At 47.9% G+C, this 17,045-nt stretch carries 14 protein-coding genes and 2 pseudogenes; 3 read left to right on the forward strand and 13 right to left on the reverse strand.

The genetic code is table 11. The features are described from left to right. The first annotated feature begins 85 nt into the window (after nucleotides 1-85). Nucleotides 86-1,330: a hypothetical protein gene (locus O3276_RS15365; protein WP_269672124.1), complete on the forward strand. Its 1,245-nt coding sequence runs from the start codon at nucleotides 86-88 to the stop codon at nucleotides 1,328-1,330. A gap of 118 nt (nucleotides 1,331-1,448) precedes the next feature. Here the strand turns inward: O3276_RS15365 and O3276_RS15370 are convergent, their stop codons facing one another. From O3276_RS15370 to O3276_RS15390, 5 genes are all read right to left on the reverse strand, one after another. Further along, a complete protein-coding gene (locus O3276_RS15370) occupies nucleotides 1,449-2,105 on the reverse strand; it encodes an SCO family protein (protein ID WP_269672125.1) in 657 nt (218 codons plus the stop codon). 9 nt (nucleotides 2,106-2,114) lie between these two features. Continuing rightward, nucleotides 2,115-3,017 carry a heme o synthase gene (gene cyoE, locus O3276_RS15375; RefSeq protein WP_269672126.1) on the reverse strand — a complete coding sequence of 301 codons (903 nt, stop codon included), beginning with the start codon at nucleotides 3,015-3,017 and terminating at the stop codon, nucleotides 2,115-2,117. Nucleotides 3,018-3,019: 2 nt separating this feature from the next. After that, nucleotides 3,020-4,111: a COX15/CtaA family protein gene (locus O3276_RS15380; protein WP_269672127.1), complete on the reverse strand. Its 1,092-nt coding sequence runs from the start codon at nucleotides 4,109-4,111 to the stop codon at nucleotides 3,020-3,022. A gap of 73 nt (nucleotides 4,112-4,184) precedes the next feature. Then, nucleotides 4,185-4,769: a redox-active disulfide-containing membrane protein gene (locus O3276_RS15385; RefSeq protein ID WP_269672128.1), complete on the reverse strand. Its 585-nt coding sequence runs from the start codon at nucleotides 4,767-4,769 to the stop codon at nucleotides 4,185-4,187. A gap of 7 nt (nucleotides 4,770-4,776) precedes the next feature. Next, nucleotides 4,777-5,478 (reverse strand): SURF1 family protein, encoded by a 702-nt coding sequence (locus O3276_RS15390; RefSeq protein ID WP_269672129.1) that lies wholly within the window; start codon nucleotides 5,476-5,478, stop codon nucleotides 4,777-4,779. Nucleotides 5,479-5,595: 117 nt separating this feature from the next. On the opposite strand from O3276_RS15390, the gene O3276_RS15395 reads away from it, so the two are divergent. Continuing rightward, nucleotides 5,596-5,811: a DUF2909 domain-containing protein gene (locus O3276_RS15395; protein WP_101745351.1), complete on the forward strand. Its 216-nt coding sequence runs from the start codon at nucleotides 5,596-5,598 to the stop codon at nucleotides 5,809-5,811. Nucleotides 5,812-5,814: 3 nt separating this feature from the next. Here O3276_RS15395 and O3276_RS15400 read toward each other — a convergent pair whose 3' ends face one another. The 6 genes and pseudogenes from O3276_RS15400 to O3276_RS15425 form a co-directional block, all read right to left on the reverse strand. Then, complete coding sequence (locus O3276_RS15400) at nucleotides 5,815-6,705, reverse strand: cytochrome c oxidase subunit 3 (RefSeq protein ID WP_269672130.1); 891 nt, start codon at nucleotides 6,703-6,705, stop codon at nucleotides 5,815-5,817. Between the two features lie 86 nt (nucleotides 6,706-6,791). Beyond that, complete coding sequence (locus O3276_RS15405; protein ID WP_269672131.1) at nucleotides 6,792-7,355, reverse strand: cytochrome c oxidase assembly protein; 564 nt, start codon at nucleotides 7,353-7,355, stop codon at nucleotides 6,792-6,794. Between the two features lie 15 nt (nucleotides 7,356-7,370). Next, nucleotides 7,371-8,964, reverse strand: a pseudogene (gene ctaD / locus O3276_RS15410) (cytochrome c oxidase subunit I). Between the two features lie 11 nt (nucleotides 8,965-8,975). Next, a complete protein-coding gene (coxB, locus tag O3276_RS15415) occupies nucleotides 8,976-10,163 on the reverse strand; it encodes a cytochrome c oxidase subunit II (RefSeq protein ID WP_269672132.1) in 1,188 nt (395 codons plus the stop codon). A gap of 774 nt (nucleotides 10,164-10,937) precedes the next feature. Further along, nucleotides 10,938-11,867, reverse strand: a complete 930-nt coding sequence (locus tag O3276_RS15420; RefSeq protein ID WP_269672133.1) for a hypothetical protein — start codon at nucleotides 11,865-11,867, stop codon at nucleotides 10,938-10,940. Nucleotides 11,868-12,071: 204 nt separating this feature from the next. Then, complete coding sequence (locus O3276_RS15425; protein ID WP_269672134.1) at nucleotides 12,072-12,977, reverse strand: hypothetical protein; 906 nt, start codon at nucleotides 12,975-12,977, stop codon at nucleotides 12,072-12,074. Between the two features lie 416 nt (nucleotides 12,978-13,393). Between O3276_RS15425 and O3276_RS15430 the strand changes: the two genes are divergently transcribed. After that, on the forward strand, nucleotides 13,394-14,044 hold the full coding sequence (locus O3276_RS15430; protein WP_101745357.1) for a hypothetical protein: 651 nt from the start codon (nucleotides 13,394-13,396) through the stop codon (nucleotides 14,042-14,044). 315 nt (nucleotides 14,045-14,359) lie between these two features. Here the strand turns inward: O3276_RS15430 and O3276_RS15435 are convergent, their stop codons facing one another. Together O3276_RS15435 and prlC are read right to left on the reverse strand one after the other, a co-directional pair. Continuing rightward, on the reverse strand, nucleotides 14,360-14,614 hold the full coding sequence (locus O3276_RS15435) for a YheV family putative zinc ribbon protein (RefSeq protein ID WP_269672135.1): 255 nt from the start codon (nucleotides 14,612-14,614) through the stop codon (nucleotides 14,360-14,362). A gap of 141 nt (nucleotides 14,615-14,755) precedes the next feature. Beyond that, nucleotides 14,756-16,788: pseudogene (gene prlC / locus O3276_RS15440) on the reverse strand (oligopeptidase A). Nucleotides 16,789-17,045: the final 257 nt, after the last annotated feature.

Here is a 17,045-nt window from a genome sequence, read left to right on the forward strand (position 1 = left end):
TACATTACGCACTGGTAAACTGAGTTAAAGCTTTTTGAGAATTTCACCCTGACCAAAATTTAGGCAGGAAGTAACAAGAGAAGTTATGAAAATAAATTTTCCAAATATTTCTGAACACAGCGAATATGCTCAATCGTTTGCCCGGTTACAGATTTCACCCAAAAATTTTGTCTCAACTGAACAGGATCCAGTTGAATCCGTTGATATTGATGAAGGAAAACATTACCTGGTCTGCGTTGAGCACGGCTTTAGAAAAATTGGCATACTGCCTGCGGATATCCAAATATTACTAAAAAGAGATCTTGATATTAGTACTCCAAGGGTAGTTTCTCAAAGAGCACTGAAAAAAGCAGAACCAGCTTCGCAGCAGCCCAGTGTTTCCGTGGAACAACGTCCTGCAAAAACACCTTCGCCAGAAGAAAATGAGGAGTTAACTTCATGGTTTATTAAAGGAATGGCAGGGAAACTTTTAACCAGAAAAATTCTGGTTATCGAAGAACCATTTCAACTTAAACCTAAAGTAGGAGAATTGGCAATATATTTAGGAATGATCCGTGATGAAAAAGAATTACCAAGATTTGCTAAAAATACAAAAGTACTTACAGAAACAACGGATGGATCAGTTGCGATGGCTGCTAAAGTGATTACTGATCAACTTTATAATCGGTATTCTGATGTAACCATTTTAAAGGGCAGTACGACAACAGATAAAACAACTACTTTGAATGCTCCTCTCAAGCGTACATTAGCGGACACTGCTATCGATGTCATCATCACAAAATATCATGACGCTGTTGCGTACAGAAAGGAACTCATCCGATGGCTGCCAAATCACCCATTAGTCACCTACATGGAACAGTTGGTAGCTTTAGCCACTAAAATTCCTGATTATAAACCCTTGGATGATGAAGCAAACAGTAAAACCAATCAACAAAAAAAAGCAATTATTAATTACATAAAAAAAATTAAACAACCATTAATCAATTTGCTAATGGAACATTATCATCTGCGCTTTATTGAAGCGCACACACCAGAAGAAGATCTCCAGGAAGAGATTGATTATCATCAAAGAAGAACCACCATTCCTGTTCTCGACCTGGCCCAGCTTGATGAGGAATTGTTAAAGCCACATGGTATTGAAACCTTTCTTGATATTCACGCCTTCTTCAAGACACCTTTAATGAACATGAATAAAAGAAATAATTTCAAACATAAAATACGAACGCCTGAGGAAGCTGAAAACTTCACACAACTGGCGAATTTAGCCATTGATCTGGTTTATGAAATCAGTAAATTTATCGAGCTTGAAATGATTCCGACCGATTCTTGACCCATCGTACTTTCGATCGGACCACTGCCCTGAAAAAACTTTTGGTTGGCACTCTCTATTAATTTGCAAAGCCAGCATTCGCTGGCTTTAACATCAAAAAGATTGTAAAAATCAAGACTCAATGACTCTTGTCAATACTTAACAACACAGTCCTGAGCTTACCGGGTTCCAACGGTGGCCGTATAAACCCGTGATAGTGTCCTTGCGGATTAACCAGGGCCAGATTGGCACCATGATCCACCAGATAAAACTCATCCTCAGGATCAACCACCGGGGTGAACGGGACATTCATCTGAACCGCCAGGTTATAAACATCAGCGATTTCTCCGGTAATGCCGGTAAAGTCCTTATTAAAGTAGGGCACATAGCCTTTCAGTTTGTCAGGGGTGTCTCTTCGTGGGTCCACCGTCACCATCAGGTACTGCATCTCTTTCGCCAGACTTGGCGATTTCTCCTTGAGCAGTGCGTCCAGCTTATTTAACTGACTGAGCGTTGCCGGGCAGATATCAGGGCAGAAGGTAAAACCGAAATAGACCAGGCTCCAGCGCCCCTTAAGATTTTCTGCAACAAATGGCTGGCCGTTATGGTCAACCAACCCATCCATGGTGAAAGCCCTGGGTGTTTCAAACACCACCGCTCCCATCTGTTGCAGCTGCTCTTTGGATAACGCTGGCTTGTTGATAAATTTATTCGCCGTCACCCCGAGCACAACAGCGACGGCTGCCAGTAAAATAGTGACCGTCTTTTTCACCCCTTTACTCCTTTCTGTGTCCACAGGGACTCCTTACACCCAGAGATAAAATGAATAGTGGTCCACCAGTAACACCACAAATAGCAGCATCAAATAGGTAATTGAAAACCTGAAGGTCTTGATGGCGGCATGAGGTCTGCTGTCACGGAGCAGAACAATGGACCAGTATAAAAAGCGTGCTCCCAGAATGGTTGCACCCACCAGATAGATCACCCCACTCATACCCGTCAGGAATGGCAACAGGGTGACCATAAACATGATAATGGTATAGAGCAGAATATGAAGTTTGGTGTAAGCCTCACCATGGGTAACTGGCAACATGGGAACATCCGCTTTGGCATACTCCTCCTTGCGATGGATCGCCAGTGCCCAGAAGTGAGGCGGCGTCCAGGCAAAAATAATCAGTACCAGCAAAAGGCCATGGCCTTCAAACTGTCCGGCCACGGCAGTCCAGCCGAGCAGGGGAGGAGCCGCCCCGGCCAAACCACCAATAACAATATTCTGTGGTGTTGCCCGTTTCAGAATCAGCGTATAGACCACTGCATAGCCCATCAGGGACGCGAATGTTAACCAGGCGGTCAGAGGATTAACCAGCACAAACAGCATGGCCATTCCCAGCGAACCAATAATAAAGGCAAAAATGACTGCCTGGAGCGGTTCAACCCGACCAGTGGCCACCGGACGATTATGGGTTCTCGCCATCATCGTATCGATCTGTCGGTCAACGACATGATTAATCACCGCTGCGGCACCAGCACACAGAGCAATCCCCAGGTTACCAAAGAACAGAATATCCAGCGGTACCCAACCGGGTGTTGCCAGGTACATACCAATAACCGACGTTAAGATCATCAGCGCGACCACCTTCGGCTTGGTCAGCTCAAGATAATCCTTCCAGTGGGCACTCCCTGCCGGTAATACATTACTTTGACTCATGCTCAGCCCTCTCTTTCCTGCAAACTGTTGTTCAGACCACTTTTCCTAAGAGCACCACCGAATAAGAAGTAGTTATAGGCCACCAGTGATAACAACAACAAGGCCCCCCCCAGGTTATGGGCTACGGCAATGCTCAGCGGCAGGCTCCAGATGATATTGCTCAGGCCAAGAGCCACCTGGACCGTCAACATAACCATAACCAGCAGCATCAGTTTTCGAACCGTTGACCCTACAGAACCGCCAACCCTGAAAGACACCTTGAGCGCAATAAGCATTTGCAACGTCAGTAATATTACTATCAGTATTGCCCCTGCTCTGTGGGCAAAATGTATGGCGGTTCTGGCCTCAGCATGCAGCTGCCCGCCCAGATAATTCGGACCAATGTCCTGCCCGACATCAAATCCCTCTGCAAAATTCATGGGTGGGAGCCACTGCCCCTGACACATTGGTAGATCAGAGCAGGCAAGAGCTGCATAGTTAGAGCTGGTCCAACCACCCAGACTGACCTGACCAACCACCAGCACCAGACTGAATACTGCCAGCCACTTCAGGAACAAAAACGGCTTATGCGGCACCTTTTCTCGATGCACGCCGGACAACCTCAACGTTAAGAGAAACAACAGACTGAAGGTGGCAAAACCACCCAGTAAATGAGCAGTTACAACCTGGGGCCACAGTTTTAGTGTGACGGTCCACATACCAAAAGCGGCCTGCAGGGTAATCAGTGCAAGGATCAGAATGGGCAGCTTGAACGGCTGACCCGGCTCACGCCGGTGTCTGAATGCCTGAATAACAATCATCAACACCAGAAGCATCAGGGTGCCAGCCACATAACGGTGGATCATCTCTGCCCACCCCTTATCAACTTCAACCGGGGCCTCCGGAAAGAGTGACTCGGCATGAGCAATCTCCTGCTGAGTATCCGGCACAGTCAGAAAACCATAACAGCCGGGCCAGTCAGGGCAGCCCAGCCCGGCATGCACCAGCCTGGTATAGGCACCCACACCAACCACAATACTTGCCAGCAGCGTTGCGATCAGCGCCAGATAAAATCCTTTTTTCTTCATTGCCACTCCAGTGAGTTGACTACCCATTACCAACCCTTTTTTTAACCAAAAAATACCACATTAAACAAAAACCAATGACTCAATAATCATTTAGTACCCATTAACCGATATTGGACGCTTTCAGCAGCTTTTGCAGATCTTTCAGCACATCACCGCCGGGCTGATCAACCCGGTATCCCATGATCAGATTACCCAGCGGATCAATGATAAAAATACGGTTCTCTGGCCAGTGCTTAAGACCGAGTGCGGTTTGCACATGGTTTTTGTCTGCGTTCAGCCAGTAAATGCCCGGATGTTCCGTTTCAAGTTCTGAGGAGGGCACCGGTTTTTCCGGAGCAATGTAAAACCGGGTCACCCGTTCAGACTCTTTTCCCAGGGCAATATGCACCTGACGGGTTTTATACAGGCTGGCGACACAATCAGACTCTTCACAACGGGCACTGCCAAACACCACCACTCGCCAGAGGCCCTCTGTTTCTGCGGCATCTACACGCTTTTCACCATCCTGAAGATGCAGTGCGGCAAACTGGGCCGGTGGTAGTAAAAGCTCGCCTTTATTGGTTCTTCCTTCTGGTATCCATGCCCCGGTAAAGTACATAATCCAGGCCAACCCCATGGCCATGGATGGGATCAGAATGACAAGGGCAAGCTGCAGCCGATTCTTATTCGTGGTTGTCTTGGTCATGATCACCTCACATGTCATGCTTGTTCTTGTGCTTCTTACCTGAGCGAATCATCTGGAACCCATACAGCAAGAGCAGGACCAGTGCCATGGCAAACCATTGAAAGGCGTAGCCCAAGTGCTTCTCTGATTTCAGATTAATCACCGTTGGGCGCATCTGTTCAGCACCCGGCTGGCCGGCTCTGAGCACCATGTAAAAATCCGGCGTCGTGCTCTCTATGGCTTCCGATATTTTCAATGGGTCAAACGCCTGGATGCGTTTCGGCCAGCCTTCTTCCCAGATGTCTTCCGCCAGCATAAAGGGTTTACCCAGAGGCTTATACGCAAAGCCGGTCAGTATCAGATGCTCCGGATCTGTCATCACCTCGGGCAGTCGTTCCCGATCACCTGCGACAATCCAACCTCGGTCAATCAGCAACCATGCTCCGTCATTGGTCAGAAACGGCATGAACAGCTCATATCCGGCCTCGCCCTGGAAAACCTGATTATCCAAAAGAAAGTAGCGATCCAGGTCAAACTGGCCGCTCACCGTAAAAGGGAGAAACAAAGGATCTTCGTGGCGTTGAGCCTGGGAAAGTGACAACGGCTCAAGAGCATGGCGAGACTCATAAGCCTGCTCCAGCATCAACTTTTGCTCGTACCGTGATAGTTGCCAGAAGCCCAGACTCACCAGTACCGGCAGGGTGGCAATCACTAACAGGGTCAACTTCAATCTGAATCCAAACATCAAGTGAACGGTCTTTCTATGCTATTGTGTCCCAGAAAGTGTGGAAAATACTGAGTTCATCTCAGGAGTTTGCCTTGTGGATAACTTTCTTGAGCCAGGAATATGTGGATAAAATTCGTCGTTATTGTTCTTTTTATTGCCGTGGTTATCAGTCTGGGTACCGGCTTTTATTTTTTGCTGACTGAGAAGAAGAGTTCGCCCAAACTGCTGAACTCCCTGAAAGTTCGTATCGGTCTCACTGTTTTGATTATGGTGATTATTGTCGCCGCCTGGCTTCATGGAGATATCCACAGCCAGGCACCCTGGTTGTATCGATAACCGTTAAATCAGATATACGAAAATAAACAGTCCAACCCATACCACATCTACAAAGTGCCAGTACCAGCTGGCGGCTTCAAAGGCAAAATGGTTATCTGCCTCAAAATGCCCCTGAAAAACCCGCACCAGCATCACCGCCAGCATAATGGCTCCCAGGGTTACATGTGCACCGTGAAAACCGGTCAACAGGAAGAAGGTTGAGCCATAAATACCAGCACTGAGGGTCAACCCCAGTTCGTTATAGGCCTCAATGTACTCTTCAACCTGGAAAAACAGGAATGCGGTGCCGAGCACCAGCGTCAGGATCAACCACAGTTTTATCTTGTAGCGGTCATTAGCGCGCAGTGCGTGGTGGGCCAGTGTCAGTGTGATACTGGAAGCAACCAGCAGAAGCGTGTTCAACAACGGCAGGTGAAAGGGATCCACAACATCAGCAGCGCCCACAAAAAGAGCATTGTCCGGATTCACCATCAGTGGCCAGCTCGCAGTAAAATCTGGCCAGAGCATCTCGTGGGTCATCGCCCCTTCACCCTCCCCGGCAAGCCAGGGGACGGCCAGAACCCGAACATAGAACAGGGTACCAAACAGTGCGGCAAAGAACATCACTTCGGAAAAAATAAACCAGAACATTCCCCAGCGGAATGTCCGGTCCATCTGCGGACTGTAAAGCCCGGCCCGGGACTCCTGAATGACATTGCCAAACCAGCCAAACAGCATCCAGGCCATAATCAGGCCACCGGCGTAAAACACATAGTGTGCACTAGAGTCCTTAACACCGGCGCTCATGTCATTCATCATCATGCCGGCCCCGAGAAGGGTCAGAAAAAGTCCAATAGACGCAATGATTGGCCATTTACTCTGGGCCGGAACGTAGTAGGTACCTTCGGTAGCCATAATACTTTCTTTCACCTCTCCTGATCTGACAGGGAGTACGCCTTTTCTCCCGAACAATCTTCTTTAGAAAATAAAGCTCAAAACATTCAGTTCAAATGGGTTACATCAAACAGCGTATAAGACAAGGTTAGCTTTTTTATATGCTTCGGCAGATCCTGATCGACGATAATCCGCAGTGGCATCACCTTTTCTTCCCATGGCTGCAACGTCTGTGTGGTAAAACAAAAACACTCGACCTTATGCAGGAAGTTGGTGGCTTCAAACGGCGTCACACTGGGAATGGCCTGGCCCACTATTGTTTTACCCGTGGGGTTTTTCGCAACAAAGTTGAGCAGGCCCGGTTCACCGGGATGCACCGTGACCTGGGGAGTACTGGGGTAAAAGTCCCAGCTCATGCCCGCATTCTTCGTGGCCACAAACTGCACCTTGATATCGCGGCTGGTATCCACTTTGGCTTCTGCCGCCTTGTACATGTATGGGTCAGGATCGGTCTTGCCGTTCAGGCCAGTCACCTGACAGAACACGTTGTACAGTGGCACCATGGCAAAACCAAAACCGAACATGCCAAAAGCTACGAGTATGGAGCGAATGACAGTACGGCGAGTTGAATGCTCAATGGCTTCAGGCTGCTCTCTATCCTGTTCACTCATACAGACTCCTGTCGTTTACTTTACATCCGGTGGTGTGGTGAAGGTGTGATAGGGCGCTGGTGATGGCACACTCCACTCTAACCCTTCAGAACCTTCCCAGGGCTTGGCCTCGGCTTTTGCTCCCCCCCTGATGCATTTAATCACGATAAACAGGAACAGGAGCTGCGTGGTTCCAAACATAAAACCACCAATACTGGCCATTTCATTGAAGTTGGCAAACTGCAGTGCGTAGTCCGGAATCCTGCGTGGCATGCCCGCCAGCCCGACAAAGTGCATTGGGAAGAACGTCAGGTTCATCCCGATAAAGGACATCCAGAAATGCACTTTGGCCAGCGTCTCGTCATACATGTAGCCAGTCCATTTTGGCAGCCAGTAGTAGCAGGCAGCATAGATGGCAAAAATTGCCCCCGGCACCAGTACATAGTGGAAATGAGCCACCACGAAATAGGTGTCGTGATATTGGAAATCAGCAGGGGCAATTGACAGCATCAGCCCTGAGAAACCACCAATGGTAAAAAGCACCACAAACGCCGTGGAGAAGAGCATCGGGGTTTCAAAGGTCATGGAACCCCGGAACATGGTGGTCACCCAGTTGAATATCTTCACCCCGGTGGGTACCGCAATCAGCATGGTGGCGTACATAAAAAACAGCTCGCCAATCAGCGGGATGCCCACCGTGAACATGTGGTGTGCCCAGACAATAAACGACAGAAAGGCGATACTGGCGGTGGCGTACACCATGGAGGTATAGCCAAACAGGGGCTTGCGGGCAAATGCCGGAATAATGGCGGAGACAATACCGAAGGAGGGGAGAATCATGATGTAGACTTCCGGATGCCCGAAGAACCAGAAAATATGCTGGAACAGTACCGGATCACCACCACCACCGGCATTGAAGAAGCTGGTACCGAAATGAATATCCATCAACATCATGGTCACTGCACCCGCCAGCACTGGCATTACCGCAATCAGCAGATAAGCCGTGATCAGCCAGGTCCAGACAAACATGGGCATTTTCATCATGGTCATCCCCGGAGCCCTGAGGTTCAGGATGGTCGCGATGATATTAATCGCCCCCATGATGGAAGAGATCCCGAGCATGTGAATGGCAAAGATGAAAAACGTTGTTGAAGGCGGTGAATAGTCTGTTGATAGTGGCGCATAAAAGGTCCAGCCGAAGTTGGGCCCCCCCCCCTTCCATAAACAAGGTGCTCACCAGCATCACGGCAGCAAAGGGCAGAATCCAGAAGCTCCAGTTGTTCATCCGCGGCATGGCCATATCCGGAGCCCCGATCATCATGGGAATCATCCAGTTAGCCAACCCGACAAAAGCTGGCATAACGGCACCGAATACCATGATCAAACCGTGCATGGTGGTCATCTGGTTGAAAAAAGCCGGCTCGACAATCTGCAGTCCGGGCTGGAACAGTTCAGCCCGGATGATCATGGCCATGGCCCCACCGGTCAGAAACATAATGAAGCTGAACCAAAGGTACATGGAGCCAATATCTTTGTGGTTAGTGGTCAGAACCCAACGCATCAATCCTTTGGCAGGCCCGTGATGATGCTCCTGATCCAGGGAAGAAGCAGTATCTGTTACCGAAGTCATATCTACTCTCCTTACAGGCTCGCCTGCTGGTTATCTGGCATGGTCTGCTTGGCCGGATCTTCTGCGTATTCGCCAGTTTTCTTGTACTCCACAATCTCTTGAGGGGTCACCATTTCACCGGTGTCATTGCCCCAGGCATTCCGCTCATAGGTGATCACGGCAGCAAGGTCCACCTCACTCAGCTGGCCGGCAAAGGCCTGCATTGCCGAGCCCTTCTTACCGTTCATAACAATATCGACATGCGCCCCGATCTGATCCGCTTCAGTGGCCATCGGGCTGCCTTTCAGCGCCGGGAAGATCGGCGGCATGCCGACACCGTTGGGCTGGTGACATACAGCGCAAGCCTTGGTGTAGGTCTGCTCACCTCTGTCCATCAATTCCGCCATGGTCCATGTTTTATCGGTCAGCTCACGCTCTTTGCCCGCTGCGGTTTTTTTCGCCTGCAGCCAGGCGTCATAGTCTTCCTGTGACTTGGCTTCAACCACAATGGGCATATAGCCATGATCCTTACCACACAGTTCGGCACACTGCCCTCGGTAAGTACCGGGCACTTCAATATTGGTCCAGGCCTCATTGATAAATCCGGGAATAGCGTCGCGCTTGACTGCCAGGGCCGGCACCCACCAGGAGTGAATCACATCAGCAGCGGTCACCAGAAAGCGAACCTTTTTATCCACAGGAATCACCAGCGGCTCATCCACTTCCAGAAGATAGTTGGGATTTTTGTCCCGAACATTTCTGATCTGTTCCCGGGGTGTACTGAGGTTACTGAAAAAAGAGACATCTTCTCCGACATATTCATACTGCCACTTCCATTGATAGCCGGTAATTTTGATATCAATATCAGCCTCGTCAGTATTGTAGATTTCCACCAGCGTTTTGGTCGCCGGAATGGCCATCAGCACCAGGATCAGAAAAGGAATGGATGTCCATACGATCTCAACCAGTGTGCTTTCATGGAACTGGTGAGCTACTGCGCCCTTGGATTTACGGTGCTTGAAAATGGAATAAAACATGACACCAAAGACAATCAGGCCGATCACGACACAGATCATCAATATGGTCATATGGAGTCCGTAGATATTCCGGCTGACCGCCGTCACACCTTCGGTCATATTGACTTCCCATGCAGCACGGCTACTACCCGTTACAGCCAGTCCCGCAAGAAGAAGAAAGAGAGATTTCGCCTGCTGCATCATTATTCCCTTACATCCCCTGACTATCCGCTGATCGCAGCGGAAACTTCTTATTATTATTGTGCAGATTTGTTGCGCTGCTTTACTTCTCAGAGGTGCGACTGCCAACGGAGCAGTTTTTCGTCCGGTTGCCTGTGTCACGATACCGACCTTTCCAATGGTCTTGTGTTGTTACCAGCGTTCATCGTCTCCACCCCATGATAAAGCCCGTTTGTGTCATTTACGCAGGTAAACCACAGATGGTTTATTGAGAGGAAGCGAGATTACTTATAATTATCTGATCTGAAAAACCCCACTACATCTATTCAAGAGCAGATATGCAATCAGTATTGAGACCAAAACAAACTGCTTAGCAAACACATAACTGCAAATCCAACACCTCATGCCATAAAAATACTATGGCAAATCATTCAAAGCAGAACACTCTAAGTCTGACAATAATCGTTATAGAGTATAGTTCTAAAAAACCATTAAACAACATGCTGAAAGAAAATGAAATCGCCAATTTTAAAATACTATAAATGTCGTTTAATAGACTCCTGACATTTCCCATATCACGCCTGTAAAGGGCTGTAATTAAACAATATTTTATTTAGGTTCTATGGTGCAAAAATTTATAACCAAGACATTCTGTTGTAACTAAAGACAATCCCCTGTGCAAAAATCAGAGAAGCAGTAAGTCTAACCAGGCTCTATCACCCTTTATAAACAGGGTTCGCCGTTGCCTCTTTGGGATCTTATGAAATAAACGTTAAGCCACCTGCAAAAATGGCTGTGTTACGACAATTTCTGCTTCTGTCTCATAAACATTTTGAAGCGCTCATACATTTCCCGGTTTTCAATAACACTGTATTGACAGTTGTCGCAGACCGTTACACAACCGGCTTTAAATATGCCATAGTGGCACGTTTTAACGGGTTTACTCAGCTCCCTTTTCAGCCAATACCTTATAATCTTTATTTCATCCAGGCTCCAGCCATCACGCAGGGGCATGCACTCCTTGTTAAAAAATTCGTGAAATTCTTCATCGTCTTTGCTCCAGAGAATGCTCAGGGGAATATTATTTTTAACAATAAAGTCGTTAACGTCTTCACACTCTTCGTCATTCACGAATGCCCACAAATAATTAATACGCTCATGTTTAGCCAGGATCATTGCACTGTGGAACCGGGCCAGTGCCTGATACTCTTCGGGAGCGAACAACTCTTTACCAGACCAGTCTTTGTTCAGGAACTCAGTCAGTTCTGCAGGCAGCCTTGCTAATATTGAATCAGCCAGTGACTTTGTTTCATCCTTAGTAGGGCCATCTTCTCTCTTTCCGTTTATCCATCGATTCCTCAAAAATTCAGTTATCTGATATTCAAGCCTGTTTTTAAGTCTTTCCGGGTTGATCTCCAAATCGAGACCGGGAGCGCGTCCGAGGTGAGAATTACAGGGATAAACGAGCAATAAATCATTTTCCTGAAACTTTACCTTAGGCTGTTCTGGCTTTATTTTTACGGCACAAGACGTTAGAGCAGTGATCAGATGTTCATCCACCGACTGCTCTGGACTCCCTGCGCAGACCTGTTGATTGGGAATATAGCGTGCACAGGCAGGAGCCTCATAAACTGACCCATTGGATCCTCCAGTGGCAATAATTGGACAATTGTCTGATTCGGGCATAAGTACAGGGGTCTGAACAGTGGAACTTGCTAACGGATGCATAGCTAATTCATATCCTTTAATTTGATAATCGGATTCTATCGATTTATCCGAACGAGTGAATTAATGTATTTCTGTCGACCCAGCAGTAAGCAGAGACTTGCCATCTTTAATCATCAGTTCCAGCAATTGCCGACCATTGCCAGAGGCAAGGACCGATGGCCTTTTTGCCCTCGGACAATTCCTTACTTGATAAGACAAGGAGTCTTATGACAATTTTTCCACCTGGCTCTCAAGCTCTTTAATGCGATTATATGCAGCCCGTTTTTCATGCATACAGTGACTATTGTCGCAGATTGACACAAAACCAGCTTTTAATTGGCCATAATGGCAATAGTAGCGCTTCTCACGATCTCGGTCAGGATACTTCTGAAAACGTCCCAATTCGTATTTCAGCCACGCCTCAATATACTGCACTTCGTCTTCGCTCCAGCCTTTGCGCAGAGGCAAGCACTCCTTTATCAAAAATTTTTTAAATTCACTGCACTTTTCGTACCCATAACTTGGGTATTCCCAACCTTGTTCTTCACATACTTCGTAATTCAAAAGATCGTCTTCATCGAAAAAAATGAATGCAAAGTGGAACTTCGCCAGAGCTTGATACTCCTCGGGGACAAACCAGTCTCTACCAGACCAGTCTTTGTTCAGGAACTCATATAACGCTGCAGGCAACCTTGTTATTATTGAATCCGCTAATGACTGTTCTCCTTCCCGAGTGGGTTCATCTTCGATCTGATCACATACCCAACGATAATCCAATATGTCATGGATATGCCGTCTAAGAGCATCTTTCAGTTTTCCGGGATTTACGTGCAAACCCAAGCTTGAGTGGTTAGAAAAACCTTGCGGGTAAATCAGCAATATATCATTTTCCTGAAACTTCGTCGGTGATTTGCCAAGCTCTGTTTTTACGACACCAGGCTTAACAGCAGTAATTTGTTGTTCATCCAGCGAGAGCTCTGGACGCTCCCCGGAATCAGGTAGCTGGCGTGAACAGGAGGGTGTTATCTGAACGTTGCTATTGAATGCAGTTGCGATAGCAGCTTCGCTGACCTCTGGTTCAGACGGTGGTAAAGATATTGGCTGAGCATTGGAACTTGCTAACGGAGGCATAGCTCTATAGACCCTTTAGTTAATTTGAGGCCATAGATTTCAGGCAGACAAAATTGACGACTTCCATCGCTTATCATTTCGCGGTCATTGGATCCAATTGAACAACAGATAGTTCCGGTTTGTTGAAAAAAATCTCTATCATTCCAGATACCCCTGAGATGCCTCTGGGAAAAGCTGGCATGGCATATATTGTGTGCCATTTTTTTGACTGCACAACCAGTTCCAAAATTTAGAAAAACCCTTATTTTGCAGTGTTTTTTATATTATTTTTTATTTATAAAAATATTGAAATATATGAAAAAGGAATATTTACCATCTCTTGTTTTATAGTTGGTACTATGGTCTTTTAAACATCTACCAGACAGCCATTGCCAGTCATTCCTGCTGGCACGAATGGATGAACACAGGGGGTCAATATGGATGTACAGGCAATCCGACAGTTAATCCTTCAGGTCAAAGAGTTGGAAGCGCAAAGCAGACATCTGCAAACGCTTATCAGTGATCGGATTGAACAATTACATCGCACGATTGAGCTGCCTGATGATAATGCCTGTGAGACATTGCTGATCTTTACGATGGATTATATTGACCATGTGCCGGATTTTCTGGAAGCGCTTAATGAAGCCTCCCGGCAAGTGGGTATTCACCGGTTTATCTCACCATTTCTGGATATTGCTGAAGAAAACTTTATGGCGGCCATAACCCGGGATCAACCCGTTTCCGGGCTCGATTTATTGCTTGATAAAGCCTATTTTGCCCATCGGCTTATTGAAGAAGTAAACGACCAATATCTTGTAAAAACCGGATCAACGCTCATCCCCATGAATATGACCTGGGCGAACCTGATTGTTCATTCAATATTGGGGGAAAAGTTTGCCAATGCGCTGGATGTGATTGTGGATAAAACGGTGGATCAGATGATGCGCTCGCAAGCGATTTATCATGAAGAGAAATTCAGGGAGTTTATCCATGATCGCAGTGCTGAGGAGTGGATCAGGATCTGGTCACGCTGGAACTGCCTTTCCAACAACCTGGGTATTGAGCTTAAATTTACTGCTTCGGCCTGAACCGATGCCTAAGGTTGAACCAGCTCAACCTCCTGCCATTTCACCTTTTGCAGCGACTTCTATTTCCGGGTAACCCTTCGGGAGAAAGGCCATGCAACCTCCAACCCCCCCCCCCAAACACCGTTCAAGGCACGAAATAATGCAGCATTTCGATTATTTGGATGGAAAACTACTGCACTTCTTCAGGATTCGTGGATACCGGTACTGGTGGTAACATATCAACAGAACTTGCCCTTGGTTGTTGCCGGGCAGCTCTGGTTGGTTGGCAAAATCCGATTATCTCACGCAGTCAGGTAGACCATCATCAATGTACCCTTACTGCTTTTTTACCGGTGGTTCATCAACAAATCGAATAATGTCGGTATGATCTTCCAGAATACTCTCTTCCCGGGCAATACGGGCCTCTGGCAAATTCCCCTCCAGCCTCGGATTGACTTCCATCTCATCGCTGAAGCCGCATTCCACGCATTCCCGGTAATCCCGCTCAGTCTCACTGCGGAACATTCGAACTGAATCCATTGTGCCGCAGGAAGGGCATACCGCTCCTGCAATAAAGCGCTTGGTTTTCATGGCTCTTAATCCCTGACTGATGTGACAGTTATACGCAACAGAAAGCACCTCAAGCGCTCTGCTGCGTATTTATTTCAAATAGCCGTCATTTAACGGCAAAACTTATCATGGTTGGGGCAAAATAACTGCAAAGCCCAGCCATTAAGCCGTTTGAATACCGCTGTGTCGCAGCAACGCATCAATCTCTGGCGCTCGGCCGCGGAAGTTGACAAACAGCTCCATAGGTTCAGCAGAACCGCCTTTTTCAAGCACCTCATGGAGGAAGGACTCACCGGTTTCCCGGTTAAAAATCCCTTCTTCCTCAAAGCGTGAAAACGCGTCAGCGGATAACACCTCAGCCCATTTATAGCTGTAATAGCCCGCAGCATAGCCACCGGCAAAGATATGGCTGAAACTGTTCTGAAAACGGTTGAAGGATGGCGGCAGCACCACTGCCACCTGCTGGCGCACCTGATCAAGCAAGGACTGAACATCGATGTTATCGCGATATTCCTTGTGCAGTTTGAAGTCAAAAGAGAAAACTCCAGCTGTCGGACCATCATCATGGCAGACTGGAAGTTTTTTGCCGCCAGCAATTTATTCAGCATCGCTTCCGGCAGCGGCTCACCGGTTTCAAAATGGCCGGAGATAATGGCCAGCCCTTCCTTCTCCCAGCACCAGTTCTCCATAAACTGACTGGGCAGTTCGACGGCATCCCAGGCAACGCCGCTGATGCCGGAAATCGCCGCATAATCCACTTTGGTCAGCATGTGGTGCAAGCCATGACCAAACTCATGGAACAGGGTCACCACTTCGTCGTGGGTTAACAGCGCCGGTTTATCGCCCACCGGCGGTGTGAAGTTACAGGTCAGGTAGGCCACCGGCAGTTGTAACTTGCCATCCTGTTGCCAGCGGGAACGGCAGACATCCATCCAGGCACCACCACGCTTATGTTCCCTGGCATAAAGGTCCAGGTAAAAGCGACCGATCACCTCTCCTTCTCTGGTGATGTTGAAAAAGCGCACATCTTTATGCCAGGTATCCACGTTATCCACCGTGGCAAACTCAACGCCATAGAGTCGATTGACCACGTCAAACATTCCGGCAATGGCTTTTTCCGCCGGGAACCATGGGCGCAGTTCTTCCTGGGAAATGGCGTATCGCTGCTGCCGGAGTTTCTCGCCATAATAGCCAACATCCCAGGCTGCAAGATCTTCAACGCCGTACTCTGCTTTGGCAAACGCTTTCAGTTCCGCCAGCTCTTGCTCCGCCTGGGGCTTGCTTTTGGCGGCCAGGTCTTGCAGAAATTCAATGACTTTATCCGGTGACTCGGCCATCTTGGTAGCCAGGGAGTATTCAGCGTAGTTCTCAAAACCCAGTAACCGGGCCAGTTCATGGCGAAGCTGCAGGATCTGTTTGATGTTGTCCGTGTTATCAAACTCCCCGGCATTTGGCCCCTGGTCAGACGCGCGGGTAGAGAAGGCGGTGTAAACCTCTTTCCTGAGCTCCCGGTTATCGCAATAGGTCATCACCGGAAAGTAGCTTGGAAAATCCAGATTCAACAACCAGCCCGCTTTCTCTTTTGACTCGGCCAGCTGCCTTGCCCCGGCCAGGGCAGACTCGGGTAATCCGGCCAGCTCCGATTCATCGGTAATCAGCTTGCTCCAGGCCATGGTGGCGTCCAGAACATTGTCAGAGAATTTGCTGGTCAGTTCCGACAGCTGTTTTTTGATCTCGCCGTAACGGGCTTTCTGTTCATCTTCCAGGGCAACACCGGCTAAACGGAAATCCCTGAGGTTATCGTTAATGACTTTCTGCTGAGCGCTGTCCAGCTGCTTAAACGCTTCAGAATCTGCCAGAGACTGGTAAGCCTCAAACAACTGACGGTTCTGGCCAAGACGGGTAGAGTATTCAGATAGCAACGGCAAACAGCCATTGTACGCTTCCCGCAGTGCTTCACTGTTGACGACTGCGTTCATGTGACCAACCGGTGACCATGCCTGCCCCAACCGGTCATCCAACTGATCCAGGGGCTCCTGCAAAGAGTGCCATCCGAAAGCGGCACCGGAAGCCAGTAACTTGGCAAGTGCCTTTTCATTATCAGCAATAATGGATTCAATGGCGGGTTTTACATGTTCCGGCAGAATTTTGGAAAATGGGGGAAGTTCACTGGATTCCAGTAGCGGGTTAATCATAAGACAGCTCTCTATACTTTTTAAATTTCATGGTAATTATTGGTAATAGATGGGTGCGTCATCCGGTGAATTCAAGCAGAATCCGGTCAATGCACCAGGAGGCTGTCCGAGAATAGCGCCCGTAGCGAGGATGACAGAAAATTGAGGATAAAAAGTCGGAATTTTTTAGTCAATAGTGGTTCTATTTACTAAAAAATTCCGACTTTTTAGACCAATTTGCTGCCACCGCAGTAGGGCAGTCTATTCTCGGACAGCCT

The organism is Endozoicomonas sp. GU-1, assembly GCF_027366395.1.
Taxonomy (GTDB): Bacteria; Pseudomonadota; Gammaproteobacteria; order Pseudomonadales; family Endozoicomonadaceae; genus Endozoicomonas.

Excerpts from the sequence above, each read along its gene's own strand:
- O3276_RS15380 (WP_269672127.1), bottom strand. The coding sequence starts at position 4,111 with ATGGGTAGTCAACTCACTGGAGTGGCAATGAAGAAAAAAGGATTTTAT.
- cyoE (WP_269672126.1), bottom strand. The coding sequence starts at position 3,017 with ATGAGTCAAAGTAATGTATTACCGGCAGGGAGTGCCCACTGGAAGGAT.
- O3276_RS15385 (WP_269672128.1), bottom strand. The coding sequence starts at position 4,769 with ATGACCAAGACAACCACGAATAAGAATCGGCTGCAGCTTGCCCTTGTC.
- O3276_RS15365 (WP_269672124.1), top strand. The coding sequence starts at position 86 with ATGAAAATAAATTTTCCAAATATTTCTGAACACAGCGAATATGCTCAA.
- O3276_RS15420 (WP_269672133.1), bottom strand. The coding sequence starts at position 11,867 with ATGCATCCGTTAGCAAGTTCCACTGTTCAGACCCCTGTACTTATGCCC.
- O3276_RS15425 (WP_269672134.1), bottom strand. The coding sequence starts at position 12,977 with ATGCCTCCGTTAGCAAGTTCCAATGCTCAGCCAATATCTTTACCACCG.
- O3276_RS15400 (WP_269672130.1), bottom strand. The coding sequence starts at position 6,705 with ATGGCTACCGAAGGTACCTACTACGTTCCGGCCCAGAGTAAATGGCCA.
- O3276_RS15395 (WP_101745351.1), top strand. The coding sequence starts at position 5,596 with ATGTGGATAAAATTCGTCGTTATTGTTCTTTTTATTGCCGTGGTTATC.
- O3276_RS15435 (WP_269672135.1), bottom strand. The coding sequence starts at position 14,614 with ATGAAAACCAAGCGCTTTATTGCAGGAGCGGTATGCCCTTCCTGCGGC.
- coxB (WP_269672132.1), bottom strand. The coding sequence starts at position 10,163 with ATGATGCAGCAGGCGAAATCTCTCTTTCTTCTTCTTGCGGGACTGGCT.
- O3276_RS15405 (WP_269672131.1), bottom strand. The coding sequence starts at position 7,355 with ATGAGTGAACAGGATAGAGAGCAGCCTGAAGCCATTGAGCATTCAACT.
- O3276_RS15430 (WP_101745357.1), top strand. The coding sequence starts at position 13,394 with ATGGATGTACAGGCAATCCGACAGTTAATCCTTCAGGTCAAAGAGTTG.